Annotated in this window: 16 protein-coding genes; 5 read left to right on the forward strand and 11 right to left on the reverse strand. The window is 60.1% G+C overall.

Annotated elements, in window-relative coordinates:
• Positions 1-11 precede the first annotated feature (11 nt).
• The 6 genes from ACR0KX_RS06305 to ACR0KX_RS06330 all read right to left on the reverse strand — a co-directional run bounded on the left by ACR0KX_RS06305 (position 12) and on the right by ACR0KX_RS06330 (position 5,640).
• Complete coding sequence (locus tag ACR0KX_RS06305; protein ID WP_170621683.1) at positions 12-605, reverse strand: YceI family protein; 594 nt, start codon at positions 603-605, stop codon at positions 12-14.
• Complete coding sequence (locus ACR0KX_RS06310; RefSeq protein ID WP_170518127.1) at positions 602-1,816, reverse strand: MFS transporter; 1,215 nt, start codon at positions 1,814-1,816, stop codon at positions 602-604. Before ACR0KX_RS06310 ends, ACR0KX_RS06305 begins: the two co-directional genes overlap by 4 nt.
• 62 nt (positions 1,817-1,878) lie before the next feature.
• A complete protein-coding gene (locus ACR0KX_RS06315; protein ID WP_170621684.1) occupies positions 1,879-2,499 on the reverse strand; it encodes a hypothetical protein in 621 nt (206 codons plus the stop codon).
• 46 nt (positions 2,500-2,545) lie between these two features.
• The gene (locus ACR0KX_RS06320; RefSeq protein ID WP_170621685.1) at positions 2,546-3,127 is read right to left on the reverse strand and encodes a TIGR02281 family clan AA aspartic protease; all 582 of its coding nucleotides are present in this window, start codon (positions 3,125-3,127) and stop codon (positions 2,546-2,548) included.
• A gap of 42 nt (positions 3,128-3,169) precedes the next feature.
• Positions 3,170-3,790 (reverse strand): MarC family protein, encoded by a 621-nt coding sequence (locus tag ACR0KX_RS06325; protein ID WP_170451242.1) that lies wholly within the window; start codon positions 3,788-3,790, stop codon positions 3,170-3,172.
• On the reverse strand, positions 3,787-5,640 hold the full coding sequence (locus ACR0KX_RS06330; protein WP_170451240.1) for an ABC-F family ATP-binding cassette domain-containing protein: 1,854 nt from the start codon (positions 5,638-5,640) through the stop codon (positions 3,787-3,789). The genes ACR0KX_RS06325 and ACR0KX_RS06330 overlap by 4 nt, the downstream gene beginning before the upstream one ends.
• 101 nt (positions 5,641-5,741) lie before the next feature.
• Here ACR0KX_RS06330 and ACR0KX_RS06335 point away from each other — a divergent pair, with 101 nt between their 5' ends.
• Together ACR0KX_RS06335 and ndk are read left to right on the forward strand one after the other, a co-directional pair.
• Entirely contained in the window at positions 5,742-6,944 is a 1,203-nt protein-coding gene (locus ACR0KX_RS06335; RefSeq protein WP_170621687.1) for a multidrug effflux MFS transporter, read from the forward strand.
• A 103-nt stretch (positions 6,945-7,047) separates the two neighbouring features.
• The gene (gene ndk / locus ACR0KX_RS06340) at positions 7,048-7,470 is read left to right on the forward strand and encodes a nucleoside-diphosphate kinase (protein ID WP_170352964.1); all 423 of its coding nucleotides are present in this window, start codon (positions 7,048-7,050) and stop codon (positions 7,468-7,470) included.
• Between the two features lie 55 nt (positions 7,471-7,525).
• On the opposite strand, the gene ACR0KX_RS06345 is transcribed toward ndk, so the two are convergent.
• Positions 7,526-7,873: a TfoX/Sxy family protein gene (locus ACR0KX_RS06345; protein ID WP_170621688.1), complete on the reverse strand. Its 348-nt coding sequence runs from the start codon at positions 7,871-7,873 to the stop codon at positions 7,526-7,528.
• Between the two features lie 302 nt (positions 7,874-8,175).
• Between ACR0KX_RS06345 and ACR0KX_RS06350 the strand changes: the two genes are divergently transcribed.
• The 3 genes from ACR0KX_RS06350 to ACR0KX_RS06360 are packed head-to-tail and all read left to right on the forward strand — an operon-like array spanning position 8,176 to position 10,919.
• Positions 8,176-9,696 (forward strand): CHAD domain-containing protein, encoded by a 1,521-nt coding sequence (locus ACR0KX_RS06350; protein WP_170621689.1) that lies wholly within the window; start codon positions 8,176-8,178, stop codon positions 9,694-9,696.
• 3 nt (positions 9,697-9,699) lie between these two features.
• Entirely contained in the window at positions 9,700-10,455 is a 756-nt protein-coding gene (locus ACR0KX_RS06355; protein ID WP_170621690.1) for an AAA family ATPase, read from the forward strand.
• Complete coding sequence (locus ACR0KX_RS06360; RefSeq protein ID WP_170621691.1) at positions 10,452-10,919, forward strand: CYTH domain-containing protein; 468 nt, start codon at positions 10,452-10,454, stop codon at positions 10,917-10,919. Before ACR0KX_RS06355 ends, ACR0KX_RS06360 begins: the two co-directional genes overlap by 4 nt.
• Here ACR0KX_RS06360 and ACR0KX_RS06365 read toward each other — a convergent pair.
• The 4 genes from ACR0KX_RS06365 to ACR0KX_RS06380 all read right to left on the reverse strand — a co-directional run bounded on the left by ACR0KX_RS06365 (position 10,916) and on the right by ACR0KX_RS06380 (position 15,931).
• Complete coding sequence (locus tag ACR0KX_RS06365; protein WP_170621692.1) at positions 10,916-12,286, reverse strand: sensor histidine kinase; 1,371 nt, start codon at positions 12,284-12,286, stop codon at positions 10,916-10,918. The genes ACR0KX_RS06360 and ACR0KX_RS06365 overlap by 4 nt on opposite strands.
• Positions 12,279-12,959 (reverse strand): response regulator transcription factor, encoded by a 681-nt coding sequence (locus ACR0KX_RS06370; RefSeq protein WP_170451226.1) that lies wholly within the window; start codon positions 12,957-12,959, stop codon positions 12,279-12,281. The genes ACR0KX_RS06365 and ACR0KX_RS06370 overlap by 8 nt, the downstream gene beginning before the upstream one ends.
• A 195-nt stretch (positions 12,960-13,154) precedes the next feature.
• A complete protein-coding gene (locus tag ACR0KX_RS06375) occupies positions 13,155-14,591 on the reverse strand; it encodes a Do family serine endopeptidase (RefSeq protein ID WP_170621693.1) in 1,437 nt (478 codons plus the stop codon).
• Positions 14,592-15,328: 737 nt separating this feature from the next.
• Complete coding sequence (locus ACR0KX_RS06380; RefSeq protein ID WP_170621694.1) at positions 15,329-15,931, reverse strand: nucleotidyltransferase family protein; 603 nt, start codon at positions 15,929-15,931, stop codon at positions 15,329-15,331.
• Between the last annotated feature and the right edge of the window lie 29 nt (positions 15,932-15,960).

The following is a 15,960-nucleotide window of genomic DNA, read 5'->3' on the forward strand; positions in this document are numbered from 1 at the left end:
TTTGGCCGATTTCAGGCGCGTGAGATTTCGGCGTGGATGTCCAGCCCGACGTTTTCTGCCACCAGATCGGGATAGCCCGAGGCGCCAAAATCATGCCGGTTCAGCGCACCCGTCAGGCCGATGGACAATTGGTCCAGATCGTCCGGGGCTGTTCCGGGGCGACGATAAAGGCTCGCATCCAGGGTCACCGGACGGGTGACGCCCCGCACCGTCAGATCGCCGGTAATCCGCGCCCCGTCCGAGATGCGGCCCGACGGGCCAAGCTGAACGTCGGTCGAGACAAAGCGAATGGTCGGATGGCTTTTTGCGTTCAGCACGGTCTGCCCCAGCATCGGCATCCGGGCAAACGGCAGCCGTGTGCGCGCCTTGCTAACATCCAGCACCACGTCGACCCGGCTGTTCTGCAATCGGCGCGTATCGATCTGAACATTCGCCGACCGGATCGGCATCGACCCGGTCTGGGAAACGCCCGACAGATCGAAACTGAAACCGACGCGGGTGTCCCGAGCCGACAGAACATAGGGTTGCAAAGCGGCTTGCGCCGTCCGGGTCAGGGGCAGGGCAGCCAACCCGGCAAGGACACAGCGGCGGGTCAGGGTGGTCATGCCATGACCCCCTCTCGTCTGGGGCGGGAACGTTTGAGCAGCATCAGCACGATGGCGATGTTCAGCCCGTTCCACAGAATGCCGTTCACGAAGGCCAGTTGATAGTTTCCGGTCACGTCGTAAATCCATCCCGACATCCAGCCGCCAAGGGCCATGCCCAGAATGGTCATCATCATGACAAAGCCGACACGCGCCCCGGCCTCTTGCGGGGGCATGTATTCACGCACGACCAGCGCGTAGCTGGGAACGATGCCGCCCTGTGCCAGACCGAACAGCATGCTGATGACATAAAGCGAGACCATCCCGTCATAAGGCAGGAACAGAAACAACGCGATACATTGCAGGACCGAGCCGATCAGCAGGGTCATGACACCACCCAACCGGTCCGCCAGCAAGCCCGAGATAATCCGGCTGACAACACCACCCAGCAGCATCAGCGACAACATCTCGGCCCCCACGGCAGGCCCGTATCCCAGTCCGACGCAATACGAGACGATATGGACCTGCGGCATGGACATGGCCACACAACAGCCGATACCGGCAAGGCCCAGAATATATTGCAGCGCGCGGGGTGAGACGCCAACGCTGCGGGCGTTGATCTGCGCGGTCGCGGCGGCGGTGCTGTGCGCCTCGACCGGGACCTGACGGCGCAGCAGCAGCGACAGGGGAATGACGACCAGCAGGGTCAGGGCGGCCAGGGTCAGGTAGACCTGTTGCCAGCCATCGCGGGCCAGAATGTCGGACAGCAGCGTGGGCCAGATCGCCCCGGACAGGTAATTGCCGCTGGCCACCAGCGCCACGGCAATTCCGCGCCGCTTCATGAACCAATGCGAAATATCGGCGATCAGGGGGCCAAACCCAATCGATGTGCCCAGACCCAGCAGCAGATGCGCAGCCGACAGCAGCAGGATATTCGGGGCCCAAGTCGCCAGCAGATAGCTGACCGCACTCAGCATTGCAGCCCCGATCAGCGCTATGGTCACGCCCAGACGGTCAACCATTTGCCCCAACCACATATTTCCCAGGGCAAAGCCGATCATGGACAGAACATAAGGCAACGAGGCTTCGGCCCGCCCTGCACCGAATTCGGCCTCGATCGCGGGCATCACCACGATCACCGCCCACATGCCCACATTCGCCACCGTTGCGATGGCGAGCGTGATCAGAAGGCGCAGCCACGAGTAGCGGCTATCGTGGATCGGGTGAGTCATGCGGTGACGCTAGGGTGCAGTCCGGGGTTTGACCAGTCACATCTTGCGTGATCGATGCGGTCTCAGGTCAGAACATCCTCGGTTTCGACCCGTTTCAGGTGCAAACCGGCGCGGGCGGCGGTCATGGTGGCCTGCCATGTGACCGGCGGCAGCGCGCGGGCGCGGCGGCGGGTCAGGGTCCAGCGGCGGGCCTCTCCCTTATGATTGGCGGCCATGTGCCAGCGCGTCTCGACCCCTTGCGCGCCACCATCGCCGGGGGTTAGCAGCAGACCCAGCGGCGCGCGCGCCATCGCGCCGCCCTGTTCGGCAGCCAGATGCATCCGCCGGATCGGGGTCAGCCCCGGCGCGCGGGGCAGATCGCCGACGATCAGCGGAATGGCCCCGCTGCGCAGCGCCTCTTCCAGACACCACAGCAGATCTTCGGCGCGGGTGGGGTGGACAAAGATGAACCGGGCGGGATCGGCAAAGGGCATCATCCCGTCGGGGTGTAACTGGCCGGGCTCCCACGCGGGGGAAATCCACAAGACCGGCCCCTGCATCTGACCGGCCAGCCACATGGCAAAACTGCGCCGGGCCGGACCGCAGACTTCGTGCACGCGGCCCAGTTGCAGGGCGATTTCCTCATGAAGTTTGACCCCCGGCGCGGCGCGCGCGGATTTTTGACCAAGAAGCTGAGCAGACATGATATGTTCGTATCATGTTCTTATTTTGTTCTCAAGTGGGGTGCGTTTAGCGCGACAGGATCAGGCGACTATCGGTGAACTGGATGTTCGAAAACCGATGCAGGTAATCCATGCCCAGCAGCGACTGATGCAGTTCACCTTCATTGATCCAGGCCGAGACATTGCGGTCCGTGATCGGCCCCAGTTCCAGGCTATCCAGCCGCACGGGCGCGGTCCGGACCTCGCCGTTCGCGGTAATCGCGCGCCCGAAATAGTTCAGCTGATCCGGGTCAATGCCCACACGTTCCGCATCCTGCGCGCTGAGGACGATCTGGCTGGCCCCGGTATCCACAAGGAAGACAATAGGCTCGCCGTTCACCGTGACCGGCAGGTAATAATGCCCGTCCTGCGCGCGCGGAACCTCGATGGTGTCGCCGGTGACGGCCATTTGCGGAGCAGGGCCGACCGAGGACCGGATATCCTCCCACAAGCCAATGACCGCGATGACGCCCACAAAGATGAACACCCAGGCCATCACCTGTTGCAGGGTCTTGTTCAGGGATTGGCGGTTCTGGGCGACAAACCACAGCAATATGGCCGCGGCCAACACGACCAGATACACCAAACGCCCGATATCGTCGCCATTCATGCTGCTGCCCTTATCCTTGGTTCTGACCCTCTATATGGGGATTTAGGACGCAAAACCAAAGGCCTTGAGGCCATCCAGAATGAACTGCACCGACAGGGCGGCCAGCAGCATACCCAACAACCGGGTCAACACGTTCAGACCGGTTTTGCCCAGAATGCGGGCGATCAGACCGCCCGACAAGAAGAACAACAGAACCACCGCCATGACGGCCAGCATTACGGCCACTGCCGCAGCAATTCCCTGAATGCCCGGATGCTGCCCGGACAGCAGAATAATGGTCGCAATCGATCCCGGCCCGGCGACCAGAGGGATGGCGAGCGGAAAGACGGACGGATCGTTGTGTTCCTCTTCCTCGGCCCGATCCTCGCGCCGTTTGGTGCGGCGTTCGAACAGCATGTCCAGCGCGGTCAGGAACAGCAGTGCGCCGCCGGCGACCTTGAACGCCTCCATCGAAATGCCAACGAAACCCAGTACGGCCTCACCAAAGGCGGCAAAGGCAATCAGGATGCCCGAAGCCACAACGCAGGTGCGATAGGCCGTTCGCCGCCGGGTGCGCGCGTCCATATCCTGCGTCATCGCGACAAAGATGGGCGCGGTGCCAAACGGGTCGATCACCACGAACAAGGTGGTGAAAGCGGTGATGAAGAAGGCGGCGTCAGTCATGCGGCGCTCTCGGCCTGTTCCAGTTTTTCAGCCGCAGCAACCCAAAGCGCCTCGGCCTTTTGCATGGCTTCGGTGACTTCGGCGAATTTACGGTTCCAGGTTTCCAGATCGTTGATCTTGTCATCCTCGTACAAGGCCGGGTCCGCCAGCTTGGCCGACAGCTTGTCATGCATGTCCGTCAGTTTCTCGATCCGGTCCTCGCATTTGCGCAGATCGGCGCGCAGGGCCAGCATCGCCTCACGCGAGGGGCGCTTGGGCTTGGCGGTTTGCGGCTTCGCCTTCACGGGTTTGTCGCGGGCCAGCAGCAAGGAACGATAGGCCTCCAGATCGCCATCGAACGGCTTGACCGTCCCGTCCGAGACCAGCCATAGCCGGTCCGCCACCAGCGATAGCAGGTGCATGTCATGGCTGACCAGCACAACCGCGCCGGAATAGGCGGTCAGCGCCTCGACCAGCGCCTCGCGGCTTTCGATGTCCAGATGGTTGGTCGGCTCGTCCAGGATCAGCATATGCGGCGCGTCGATGGTGGCCAGCAGCAGCGACAGCCGCGCCTTTTGACCGCCCGACAGACGCCCCACCTTGGTCTCAGCCTGATCCGCGTTCAGGCCGAACCCGGCCAGACGCGAGCGCCACTTGCCCGGCGCCTCATCCGGGCGCAGGCGGCGCAAGTGGTCCAGCGGCGTCTCGTCCACATAGAGCTCATCCACCTGATGCTGCGCGAAATAGCCGATGCGCAGCTTGTTGGAGCGGCTCATCTTGCCCACCATCAGGGGCAGGCGGTCGGACAGCAGCTTGGACAGGGTCGATTTACCCTGACCGTTCTTGCCCAGCAGCGCGATGCGGTCGTCCTGATCGATGCGCAGGTTCAGACGGCGCAGCACTTCGGTCTCGCCATAGCCCGTGACGCCGCCTTCGAGATTGATGATGGGTGGCGACAGTTCCTCGGGTTCCGGGAAAGAGAACGCGCGCAACGCGGCCTCTTGCGGGGTTGAGACCAGTTGGATGCGTTCGATCATCTTCAGGCGCGATTGGGCCTGCACGGCTTTGGACGCCTTGGCGCGAAACCGGTCCACGAAACTTTGCAGATGCGCGATGCGGGCCTTGGCCTTGGCGTTTTCCGATTCCGCCTGCGCCAGCCGCTCGGCCCGGCGTTCGGCGAATTTGTCGTATGGCACCGCGTAGTAGGTGAGCTTTCGATCCTCCAGATGCAGGATCGAGCCCACCGCGCGGTTTAGCAGCCCGCGGTCGTGGCTGATGATGATGACCGTATGCGGATATTTCGCCAGATAGCTTTCCAGCCATAAGGCGCCTTCGAGGTCCAGATAGTTGGTCGGTTCGTCCAGCAGCAGCAGATCAGGCTGAGAAAACAGCACCGCCGCCAACGCCACGCGCATCCGCCAGCCGCCCGAGAAATCGGAACAGGGTTTCAGCTGGTCGTCGTCATCGAACCCCAGACCCTTGAGGATCGAGGCCGCGCGCGCCTCGGCCGACCACGCATCAATATCGGCCAAACGGGTCTGGATCTCCGCGATCCGTGCGGGGTCGGTGGCGCTGTCGGCCTCGGCCATCAGCGCGCTACGTTCGGTATCGGCGGCCAGAACCGTGTTGATCAGCGACACATCGGACGAGGGCACCTCTTGCGCCACCCCACCAATCCGCGCCCGTTTCGGGACCGAGATATTGCCGGACTCCAGCGCCAGTTCCCCCCGGATCAGTCGAAACAGGGTGGTCTTGCCGGTGCCATTGCGGCCCACAAGCCCGACTTTGTGCCCGTCGGGAATGGTTGCACTGGCCCCGTCGAACAGGGGGCGGCCTTCAACGGCATAGGTGATGTCTTCGATCCGTAGCATGAGGCCGCTCTTAGCAGAGCCGTGATGCCGCCGCCAGCGGCTTGGCATGTTCAACCGCCGGGCAATGTGTTAGCGCGTTCTGCAAGCACCGGAGACACCTTATGCGCGCGGCCCAATCGCACCCGACACTGATCACGCTGGTTCTGCTGACCGCGCTGTCGGTGCTGTCGCTGAATATGTTCCTGCCGTCACTGGCCCATATTGGTGAGGATTTGCAGGCTGACTATGGATTGGTCAATCTGGCGGTCGCGGGCTATCTGGCTCTGTCCGCTGTTCTGCAACTGATCATGGGGCCCTTGTCCGACCGGTTCGGGCGGCGGCCCGTTCTGCTGCTCAGCATGGTGATTTTTGTTGCGGCATCTGTCGGTTGCGCCTTGGCCGAGTCGATCTGGGTCTTTCTTGGCTTTCGCATGTTGCAGGGCGCAATCATCGCGGGGCAGGTGCTGTCGCGCGCTGCTGTGCGCGATATGTACGAGCCCAACGAAGCCGCCAGCAAACTGGGTTACATCTCGATGGCGATGGCCCTTGCGCCAATGCTGGGCCCGATGCTGGGCGGCGTGCTTGAAATGCTGTTCGGCTGGCGCGCGGGTTTTGTCCTTTATGCCATGTTGGGCGTGGCCATGTTGGTGCTGGTCTGGGCCGATATGGGCGAGACCAACACAAACGCCAACGCAACTTTCGCCGCGCAGATGCGGCTTTATCCGCAGCTGTTCGGCTCTCGCCGGTTCTGGGGCTATTCGTTCTGCGCGGCATTTTCGATCGGGGGCTTTTATGCCTTCATCACTGGCGCGCCTTTGGTCGCGGGCGCGTGGTTCGATCTCAACCCGGCTTTGTTAGGGGTAGGGATCGGGATTATCACGCTGGGGTTCATGGCTGGCAGCTTTCTGACCGGACGCCTCGCCGCCCACACAAAACTAAGCACGATGATCCTTGTTGGACGGGCAATCGCCTCGCTTGGTCCGCTGATCGGCTTGCTGACATTCCTTGGCGGGTTCGGCACGGTCTGGACGTTTTTTGGGTCCGCAGTCTTCGTGGGCTTTGGCAACGGTCTGACTGTCGCCAATGCAACGGCCGGGTTGATGTCGGTCAGGCCGCAGCTTGCGGGCAGCGCCGCCGGATTGTCCGGCGCGATCACCGTTCTGTTGGGCGCTATTCTCACCTCAGCCACCGGCGCACTGGTCAGTGCCCAGAACGCGCCCTTTGTCGTGTTGGGCATGATGTGCGCCAGCAGCTTTGCGGGGCTTTTGTCCATCCTCTATGTGCGTTGGATCGATCTGCACGACCCGCTTCCCGACACGATCTGAATGTCAGGCAATCATTGTCCTTTTCTTACGCCCGATACCATGCTACGCGGCGCGCGATGGATTTCGGCGCGAGTGTCGCGCCCTATGTTAAGGAGAGGCCGACATGGCACTGGAACGCACATTCTCGATCATCAAACCCGATGCAACCCGCCGCAACCTGACTGGCAAGATCAACGCCAAATTCGAAGACGCGGGCCTGCGCATCGTTGCGCAAAAGCGCATCCACATGACCAAGGAACAGGCTGGCAAGTTCTACGAAGTCCACGCCGAGCGTCCGTTCTATGACGAACTGTGCGAATTCATGTCGTCGGCTCCGGTCGTTGTTCAGGTTCTGGAAGGCGAAGGCGCCATTGCCAAGAACCGCGAAGTCATGGGCGCAACCAACCCCGCTGACGCGGCCGCCGGCACCATCCGCGCCGAGTTCGCTGAATCGGTCGGTGAAAACTCGGTCCACGGTTCGGACGCACCGGAAACCGCAGCAGTCGAGATTGCCTATTTCTTCTCGGGCATCGAACTGGTCGGCTAAGCTACGGCTTATATCGGATTTTGAGGCCGCTCCGTTTTGGGGCGGTCTTTTTCGTTCAGACCTGTTTCAGATCCTTGGCGGCGACGCGCACGCCAATCGCATCCAGATCCGAGATCATCTGGTTTTCCGGCGCGGTTCTGGTGCTGGCCTTGATGGCGTCAAACCGCTGACGCAGCTGCTTTTTCTCTTCACCCTTGCAGTCGTTCCAAGGGCGGCCCTGCAGGCCCATCACCAGCACATAATACCCGATGAAATGCGCTTTGGTTCCGGCCTGTAGCAGCCGGGAATACGCCTCATCCGGCCCCAACTCGCGCAGTTCCTGCGCTGAATGGATGCCCGCGCGGGCGCAGGCTTGCTCGAAGGCGGGGCCCAGATTGCGGATGGATGACACGGGATCAGACATGCCTTTGGTTTAAACAGCCGTTGCAGGGCTGTCACCCGCGCATTTCGTTGGGTCGCGCCCGGTTTTACTTGCAACGAATGCAGAGTCTTGCATTCATAACGTCAAGCCATCGCAGAAAACCGGATGGATAAGACCAAAGGCTTCGGCCAAACTGTGGAGAATAGCGAAAAACACCCCACATTCGCTTGAGGGAAAGCCCCTTAGATTGCTGAAAAAAGTTCGATTGCAGAAAGCAACGGCATTCAGAAGGTCACGGAGATTTTGGTCAGTGACGACCTTGAAGCAAAGCGAAAGAGCAGTTCATGAATTCTAAGTCCGAGGCGCTTTTCTTTGTTCTTGGCGCGTTTGATCAGGCTGCGTTTGCGTCGGCCCTGACTGATATGTCGGTGCGTGTCACCAGGTCGAACGCTGGTAAGCCGTTTATTCTGCTGGATTGCCATGATCAGTCGATCCGCGCCTCTGGTCGGATATTGTTGGAAACGGAAGGGGCGTTGCACCTGTTGCAGAAGGACGGTGCGCGCCGGAGCCAAAAAGGTAAGGGCCGGGGCCGGTTTGTGAAGGATCTGCCAGCAGGTCCTGTGCGTGAGGCTTTGAGCGGCTTTCCCAAACTGCGCGCCTTGATGGATATCGCCACGGGCGAAAGGCAGGAAAGCGACGTGGCCCTGCTGGACGATCTGCAAAAGACGCAAGTACGCGGCAGTGTGGTTTCGCTGTCAACGGACAATGGTCAGGCAACAATCCTGCGCCTTCGGCGATTGCGTGGGTACGACAAAGCCTTTGACAAAGCCTGCGCTGCGGTCCGTGCAATGGCTGGGGCAAGCCCAGACATTGAAACACTGGTGGATGCGATATCGGCGACCGACGCGCGCTATCGTGCAAAGCCCGAGATCGCACTGGGGACCGACGAACCCTCGATCCAAGTCGCGGCCGATATTATCAAGACTTATCTGAAGGTTGCGCAACAAAATGAAAGTGGCCTGATCGCGGATATTGATACCGAGTTTCTGCATGACTACCGCGTGTCGCTGCGTCGAATTCGCTCGGTCATCAGCCTGTTCAAAGGGGTGTTTTCTGAGGCGCAGACCGCCGAATTCAAAAAGACCTTCTCGGAGCTGATGGCGCCGACAGGGCGGATGCGGGATCTGGACGTCTATCTTCTGGAAAAGGATATGTATTTCAACCTGGTGCCAAGCACGCTTCATGCTGGTCTGGACGCCATGTTTGCGCAATTCCAGAAGGAACGCGCCCAAGAACTGTCGCGCATCACGCGCCGATTGCGCAGCAAGGCTTACCAGAGCCAGATGTCTGACCTCAGGGCGCTGTTTGACGGGACGGAAAACGTAAAACCGGGACCGAATGCGCAGCGCGGGGCGTATGACTATGCCTGCGCGCTTATTTGGAAACGTTATCGCAAGGTTTGTAAAATCGCACGCAGCATCACCCCCGAAACTCCGGATGAAACGGTGCATGACCTTCGGATCGACTGCAAGAAACTGCGATATCTGATGGAGTTCTTTGCGCCACTGTTCGATGCGAAAGACTTCAAATCGATCCTCAAGCCCCTGAAAAAGCTTCAGGACAATCTTGGGCTGTTCAACGATTACTCGGTCCAGCAAGAGGCTCTGCTGGCTTTTACGTCTCAGCAATCAAACGCCCAAGGCCGTGTGGATGCTCAGGTCGGTTTGGCTGTTGGCGGGCTGATCGCCGTACTGGATCAACGTCAGCGGGCCGAGCGTGACCGGGTGATCGCCAATTTCCAGCAATTCGATGCCCCCGAAACACGCCATCTGTTCCGCAGCCTGTTTCACCAGCCCAAGGAGTGAGGAATGAAGATCATTGCCTGTTACAGCAACAAAGGCGGTGTCGGGAAAACCGCAACCTCGGTCAATCTGGCCCATGCCTATGCCGCGGCGGGCAAGCTGGTGCTGCTGTGCGATCTTGATCCACAAGGGGCCTCGGGGTTTTACTTTCGGGTCAAGCCATCGAAAAAACTAACGGATGCGCGGTTTTTTGAGGATGTGAAGCGTTTTACCAACGCCATTCGGGCCAGCGATTTCGAAGGGTTGGACATTCTGCCTGCAAATCTGACCTTCCGCGATTTTGATGTGTTTCTATCGCGGATGCGGAACAAGCGCTCGCGCCTGAAAAAGGCTCTGACGGCAGCGGGCAGTGACTATGACGTCATCATCCTCGATTGCCCGCCGAATTTTTCGACCCTGTCCGAGAATATCTTTAAAGCCGCCGATGAGATTGTCGTGCCAGTCATCCCAACCACCCTGTCGGAGCGTACGTTCGATCAGTTGGTGGGGTTCTTTGACGAACACAAACTGCCGAAGAAAAAGCTGAAGGCATTCTTTTCGATGGTGCAGCAGCGCAAAACCCTGCATCAGCAGACGATGGAGACGATGCGCAAGGCTTATCCGAAGCGGTTCATGCAAAGTTGCATTCCTTTTGCCTCGGATATCGAGAAAATGGGCAAATATCGCGCGCCGGTGGTCACATATGCCCCGCGCGGCGTGGCGGGGGCGGCCTATCGGGCGCTTTATGAGGAATTGGAAAACGGGGTGGTTTCGACCAAATGAGCAAGGAAATCGAGCGTAAGTTTCTGGTCCACAGTCTGCCGGAGCTGAGCGGCGCGCAGAAAGCGGTTGTCCGGCAGGGTTATCTGACGGCCCCGGACGATTCGACCGAGCTGCGGTTGCGGCAGAAAAATGACCGGTACTTCCTGACCCTCAAAGGCAGCGGAGGGCTGGTTCGGGTAGAGCGTGAGGCCGAAATCTCGGCCGATCAATTCGAAACCTTCTGGCCGGAGACCGAAGGGCGGCGGGTCGAAAAAGAACGGTTCACCGGCGCGTTGCCGGATGGGCGGGTATTCGAACTGGATATTTTTCAGGGCAATTTGGCGCCGCTGCAACTGGTCGAGGTTGAGTTCTCGTCAGAAGACGAGGCGCACAGTTTTGCGCCGCCCGCTTGGTTCGGCGTGGATGTGACCGAGGATAAGCGTTATAAAAACAAGAACATGGCCATCGACGGCGCGCCTGACTAAACCCGGCGCGCCAGATTTAGGGTGGTTTCCAGGCCGGGTTCGCAATTCCGTGCCGCGAACCGCCCGCCATGCATGTGTGAGATCGCCGCGACCAGCGCCAACCCCAACCCCGCATTGCGTTCCGTGCGGGCGGGGTCAAGCGTCACGAAGGGCAGTTGCAGGCGGTGCAGGTCCTCTGGCGGGACGCCCGGTCCCTGATCACGCACACTAAAGTGGGCCGTGTCACCATCCTCACCGATCGAGATTGTGATGGCGGTGTTTTCGGGCGCATAGCGCATAGCGTTTTCCAGCAGGTTCGACAGCGCCTGAGACAGAAGGGGCCGGTGGCCCTGTATCGGGGCGGCCTGTCCCTGAACCTCTAGCCGGATGTTCTGATCAGCGGCGACAGGTTCGTAGAGTTCAACAACGTCGCGGGCGAGTTGCTGCAAATCCACCTGTTCGAACTGTTCACGGCCCAGCCCGGCCTCGGCGCGTGAGATTTCCGTTAACTGCCCCAAAACCCGCAAAACGTGGTCGATTTCACCGGTGGCGCGGGCAATATCAACCTCACGATCCAAGTCGCTTTTGTCGGGATCTGAAAGCGCCTCGACCCGTTGTTTCAGGCGCGACAGGGGCGAGCGCAGGTCATGGGCTATCGAGTTGGACGTGGTGCGCAGGTTGCTGATCAGTTCTTCGATCCGATCCAGCATGTTGTTCAGTGTTCCGGCCACCTGATCGAACTCATCGCCAGTGCCGCGCAACGGCATCCTGCGGGACAGATCGCCCGAGACGATGTTCTCGGCAGTGCTGGCGATGTCGGACAGGCGGGAAAAAACCAGCCGGGTGAACAACCAGCCGGTCAGCACGCTCAGCGCCAATGCGATGCCAAGGGCCAGCGCTACGGATCGCAGCAGAACCCGGTCGAATTGTTGCCGCGCGACGGCGTCGCGGCCGACGATTAGGCGCTCCCTGCCGGGCAGGCGGATCGACGCGGCCGAGACGGGGACGAGTTGATCGTCATCGGCGCGGCGCAGTTCCAGTTCAACCCAGCCACTGCCTGCCGTGATATGTTCGGGCCATTGCTTGAGGTTTCCGACCAGCTTGTTGCCGAACCGATCCGTCAGAAGATACAGCGCATCGCGTTCCGAGGCGCTGGGAAGGCGGCGTTCGATGGCTGTGATCAGCCCGATCAGGCCCCGGCGTTCATATTCATCAGCCAACCCCGTGAGTTCTGCTGACACGACCGAGCGGGTCTCGGATTCAATACTGCGATTGGCCGTAACATAGACCAACGCCAGCACCGTCGCCGTCAAAAGCGTGCTGAGTACCATGCTGGCCAGAACCAGCCGTGTGCGTGAATTGTTCAGGGAAAGCCGCAGGTTATCCATCAGACATCATGTAACCCGCACCCCGGACCGTTTCAATCAGTGGCGCGTCGCCGCCTTCGTCCAACTGGCGGCGGAGTTTTGAGATATGGACGTCCACGACATTGGTGTTCGGGTCGAAGTGATAATCCCAAACGCCTTCCAGCAGCATGGTGCGCGATACGACGCGATTTTTGCGGCGCAGGAAGAATTCGAGGATCTGGAACTCACGCGGGGTCAGCGTGATCTCATGCCCGTCGCGCGTGACCTTGCGGGTCAGCAGATCCATCTCAAGATCCTTGCAGGTCAGGGTCGGCGTTTCCTCGGATTCCTGCGGGCGACGCAAAAGCGCCTCGATCCTTGCGTGTAGTTCCTGAAAGGAAAACGGCTTGACCAGATAATCATCCGCGCCCGAGCGCAGACCTTTCACGCGCTCATCCACCGCGCTCATGGCGGTCAGCATCAGAACGGGGGTTTTCAACCCTGCAGCGCGCATGGATTTGATCAGGGACAACCCGTCCAAGCCAGGCAGCATCCGATCCAGAACAATGGCGTCAAAGCCGCCATCGGTGGCATGATACAGCCCCTCGCGGCCATCGGCGGCAACCTCGACCACATAGCCTTCCTCGCTGAAACCTTTGGCGATGAAGTCCCGTGTGTCTTCGTCATCTTCGACGATCAGCAGGCGTCGGCTCATGATCGGGGTTCCTTTCTATCGGGATTTAAACACAATTTTCAGATAAAGCACATGGTTTGAGAATGGTTCGTATCTGAGGGATCGAGCCGGGTGCGGCCTCGCGCACCCGGCAAGCCCGGCGGATTGCGGACAAATCAATTCCGCCAGGAAGCGCACGTCATATATCCCCATCATGTGACGCGCGCGGGTCGTCGGTCAGGCGATTTCAACCGCGACAAAGATCTGGTTGCCGCTGCGATTGATCAGCACCAGCGCCGGGTCGGTCTTTTCGCTGTCCAGCGCAGCTTTCAGTGCGTCCGGCGTCAGCGTGTCCTGGCCACCCAGTTTGACGATGATATCACCGCGCTGCAGACCGGCCTTGGCGGCAGGGCTGTCGGGCTTCAGGTCGGTCACAACCACGCCGTCAACGCCTTCGGCCACACCCATCTCGGCGCGGGCGGCCTCGGTCAGTGGCGCAACGGTGACACCCAGTTGGGTACCAGTGGCTTCCGCATCAACGGGGCCGTCCACTTGGGCCTGGGCAGACTGGTGCTGGCCAATCGTCAATTGCAGGTCCTGTTGGGTGCCGTCGCGCAGCACGGTCAGGGTGCTGTCGGTGCCAACTTTGGTGGTGCCAACCAGAAGGGGCAGGTCGCTGCTGTTATCCACGGTCTCGTCATTGAAACTCAGGATCACGTCGCCCTGTTGCAGAACACCGTCCGCCGGGCTACCGGCCACGACGTCCGAAACCAAAGCACCGGTCGAGCTGTCGATACCAAGCGCCGCTGCCAGTTCCGGACTGACATTCTGGATCGACACGCCCAGCCAACCACGGCTGACCTGACCGTCATCGCGCAGATCGGCTGCGATATGTTCCACGATGTTCGATGTCACCGCAAAGCCAAGGCCGACCGAGCCGCCGCTGGGCGAATAGATGGCCGAATTCACGCCGACCACTTCGCCTTCCATGTTGAACAGCGGACCGCCCGAGTTGCCTTTGTTGATGGCCGCATCGGTCTGAATGAACTCGGCATAAGGCCCTTGCGAGATGTTGCGGCCCTTGGCCGAGACGATCCCGGTGGTAACGGTCGAGCTCAGGCCGAACGGGTTGCCGATGGCCACCACGTCCTCGCCCACGCGGATCACGTCGCTGTCGCCCATTTCGACCGCTTGCAGGGTTTCGCCTGCGTCGATCTTCAGAACGGCAATATCGGTCAGCGGGTCGGTGCCGATCACTTCGGCGTCAAACGTGCGGTCATCGTTCAGGCGCACAGTGACCGATGAGGCGTTGTCGACCACGTGGTGGTTGGTCACGATAAACCCGGCCTCATCCAGAACAAACCCCGATCCCAGACCCTGTGCCGGGCCGCGTTGTGGCATTTGGAAACCTTCGGGGCCACCGAAGCGTTTGAAGAACTCGCCAAAGGGATGGCCTTCGAAGTCAAACTCCTGACCTTGCGCCGGGCTTGTGGCGATGTCCTGCTCGGCGATGATGGTCACCACCGACGGGGATACGGTTTCGACCAGATCGGCCAGTGCCTCATCCGCCATCGAGGGCAGAGCGGTTGTCGCCAGCAATGCAGCGCCCAGTGCGCTGACGCCGATCCAACTGGAATTTCGCGGCAAAAGAAGCGAGGATTTACGGATGCTCATTTGTGTCTCCTGTTCATATCGCGCGATTGCTGTCGCGCGTTAACAGGCAGATAGAACGCCAGTCTTTGGCTTACGTGGCGAGAGGGTTAAGAAATCTTAATTTTGCCACAAACCGCCTGTTCGGTGTGCCGCGATGTGGGTCAGAGATTCGGGCGAAGGCCTTGAGCGAATCGGAGGATTGTTGCCGAAACGTGTGTCAAACACTCAAAAGTGTTGAATTTCGTTTCCCTTGTGGACAATCGGGTGGCCTGAAATATCAAAAAGAGAGTGATCTTCCTTTAGTTGTGGACCGGTTCCAAAAACTGTGAGCCGACCGGTTTAACAACACGAGATTGTTATCAGATAGCGCATTACGCATGTGCATAACGGCCTTATTTGTGAATTCCTAAAAATCTAAGCACACTTGGAAGTTGTGTAAGCGAAAGCAGAATGTTGCTTAAAAGCCATTCGTTTGCTGCTGAACTGGGCAGTTTTGTCCAATTTTACGTTGTTTCGACGGATCGGATCGGGGAATATGAACATGCCCAAGTGAGGGGGAGCCGAAGGCACTAGGGGGTGCCAACGGTGATCTCGGTCTTAAATAGCGCTAGCGGCATGTTAACGAGGGGGTCTTGTTTAGGTTTAGCGGCGGAAAACCCAGTCAGCCTGTTTGGCGAGATTGGTCGCGCTTTTGAGATCGAAGAAAAGTGGTAGTCCTGTTTGGGTACGCGGCCCGGTCGTCATCGACCGGGCCGTGATCATTTTGGGGGCTGGTTTTGGTGCCATGCGGCCCAGTCCTCGGGCGTGTCCAGATCCAGCAATGCATGTGAACCCGGCAAGGCAACTGTGAAAACCCGGTCCTTGTTTGTGCGCACGACGGATTGCGCGCCTTCGTCTCCGGTCAATTGGGCCAGCGCCGCAAACAGGCTTTGGTCGAACACCACGGGATGACCCGGCTTGCCGCTTTGTGTGGCACCGCGCCAGATCAGGAAGTCGGGGTTGTTGTTGTGTGCTGCCAGAACCTCCGCCAGATCGTTCGATGTCAGGTCGGGTAAATCGGCCAGCATCACCATGACGGCCGTTGCGTCCGGGCCTATATGCGCCAACGCACCGCGCAAGCTGGCATTCATTCCTTCCGCAGCGTCCGGAATCGGCACCCGACGAACATCAAGACCGTCCAGCGCCTGATACCGGGGATGAGGCCTTTGGGGCAGGGCGACCGTCACAGGCCCGGCGGCCAGCGCAGTTTGGGCGGATCGCCTGAGCAGCGAAACACCGTCCACCTGTTGCAACAGCTTGTCCGCACCGCCCATCCGCGACGATTGCCCGGCGGCCAGCAGGATGATGGGAATCCTCGTCATTCCGCCACCATGCCGTCCGGGCGGCGCCA

Source organism: Ruegeria sp. BG5, assembly GCF_056538425.1.

Bases quoted from the DNA above. Each gene is read 5' to 3' on its own strand.
- ACR0KX_RS06305 (WP_170621683.1), bottom strand. From the start codon at position 605: ATGACCACCCTGACCCGCCGCTGTGTCCTTGCCGGGTTGGCTGCCCTG.
- ACR0KX_RS06310 (WP_170518127.1), bottom strand. From the start codon at position 1,816: ATGACTCACCCGATCCACGATAGCCGCTACTCGTGGCTGCGCCTTCTG.
- ACR0KX_RS06315 (WP_170621684.1), bottom strand. From the start codon at position 2,499: ATGTCTGCTCAGCTTCTTGGTCAAAAATCCGCGCGCGCCGCGCCGGGG.
- ACR0KX_RS06320 (WP_170621685.1), bottom strand. From the start codon at position 3,127: ATGAATGGCGACGATATCGGGCGTTTGGTGTATCTGGTCGTGTTGGCC.
- ACR0KX_RS06325 (WP_170451242.1), bottom strand. From the start codon at position 3,790: ATGACTGACGCCGCCTTCTTCATCACCGCTTTCACCACCTTGTTCGTG.
- ACR0KX_RS06330 (WP_170451240.1), bottom strand. From the start codon at position 5,640: ATGCTACGGATCGAAGACATCACCTATGCCGTTGAAGGCCGCCCCCTG.
- ACR0KX_RS06335 (WP_170621687.1), top strand. From the start codon at position 5,742: ATGCGCGCGGCCCAATCGCACCCGACACTGATCACGCTGGTTCTGCTG.
- ndk (WP_170352964.1), top strand. From the start codon at position 7,048: ATGGCACTGGAACGCACATTCTCGATCATCAAACCCGATGCAACCCGC.
- ACR0KX_RS06345 (WP_170621688.1), bottom strand. From the start codon at position 7,873: ATGTCTGATCCCGTGTCATCCATCCGCAATCTGGGCCCCGCCTTCGAG.
- ACR0KX_RS06350 (WP_170621689.1), top strand. From the start codon at position 8,176: ATGAATTCTAAGTCCGAGGCGCTTTTCTTTGTTCTTGGCGCGTTTGAT.
- ACR0KX_RS06355 (WP_170621690.1), top strand. From the start codon at position 9,700: ATGAAGATCATTGCCTGTTACAGCAACAAAGGCGGTGTCGGGAAAACC.
- ACR0KX_RS06360 (WP_170621691.1), top strand. From the start codon at position 10,452: ATGAGCAAGGAAATCGAGCGTAAGTTTCTGGTCCACAGTCTGCCGGAG.
- ACR0KX_RS06365 (WP_170621692.1), bottom strand. From the start codon at position 12,286: ATGGATAACCTGCGGCTTTCCCTGAACAATTCACGCACACGGCTGGTT.
- ACR0KX_RS06370 (WP_170451226.1), bottom strand. From the start codon at position 12,959: ATGAGCCGACGCCTGCTGATCGTCGAAGATGACGAAGACACACGGGAC.
- ACR0KX_RS06375 (WP_170621693.1), bottom strand. From the start codon at position 14,591: ATGAGCATCCGTAAATCCTCGCTTCTTTTGCCGCGAAATTCCAGTTGG.
- ACR0KX_RS06380 (WP_170621694.1), bottom strand. From the start codon at position 15,931: ATGACGAGGATTCCCATCATCCTGCTGGCCGCCGGGCAATCGTCGCGG.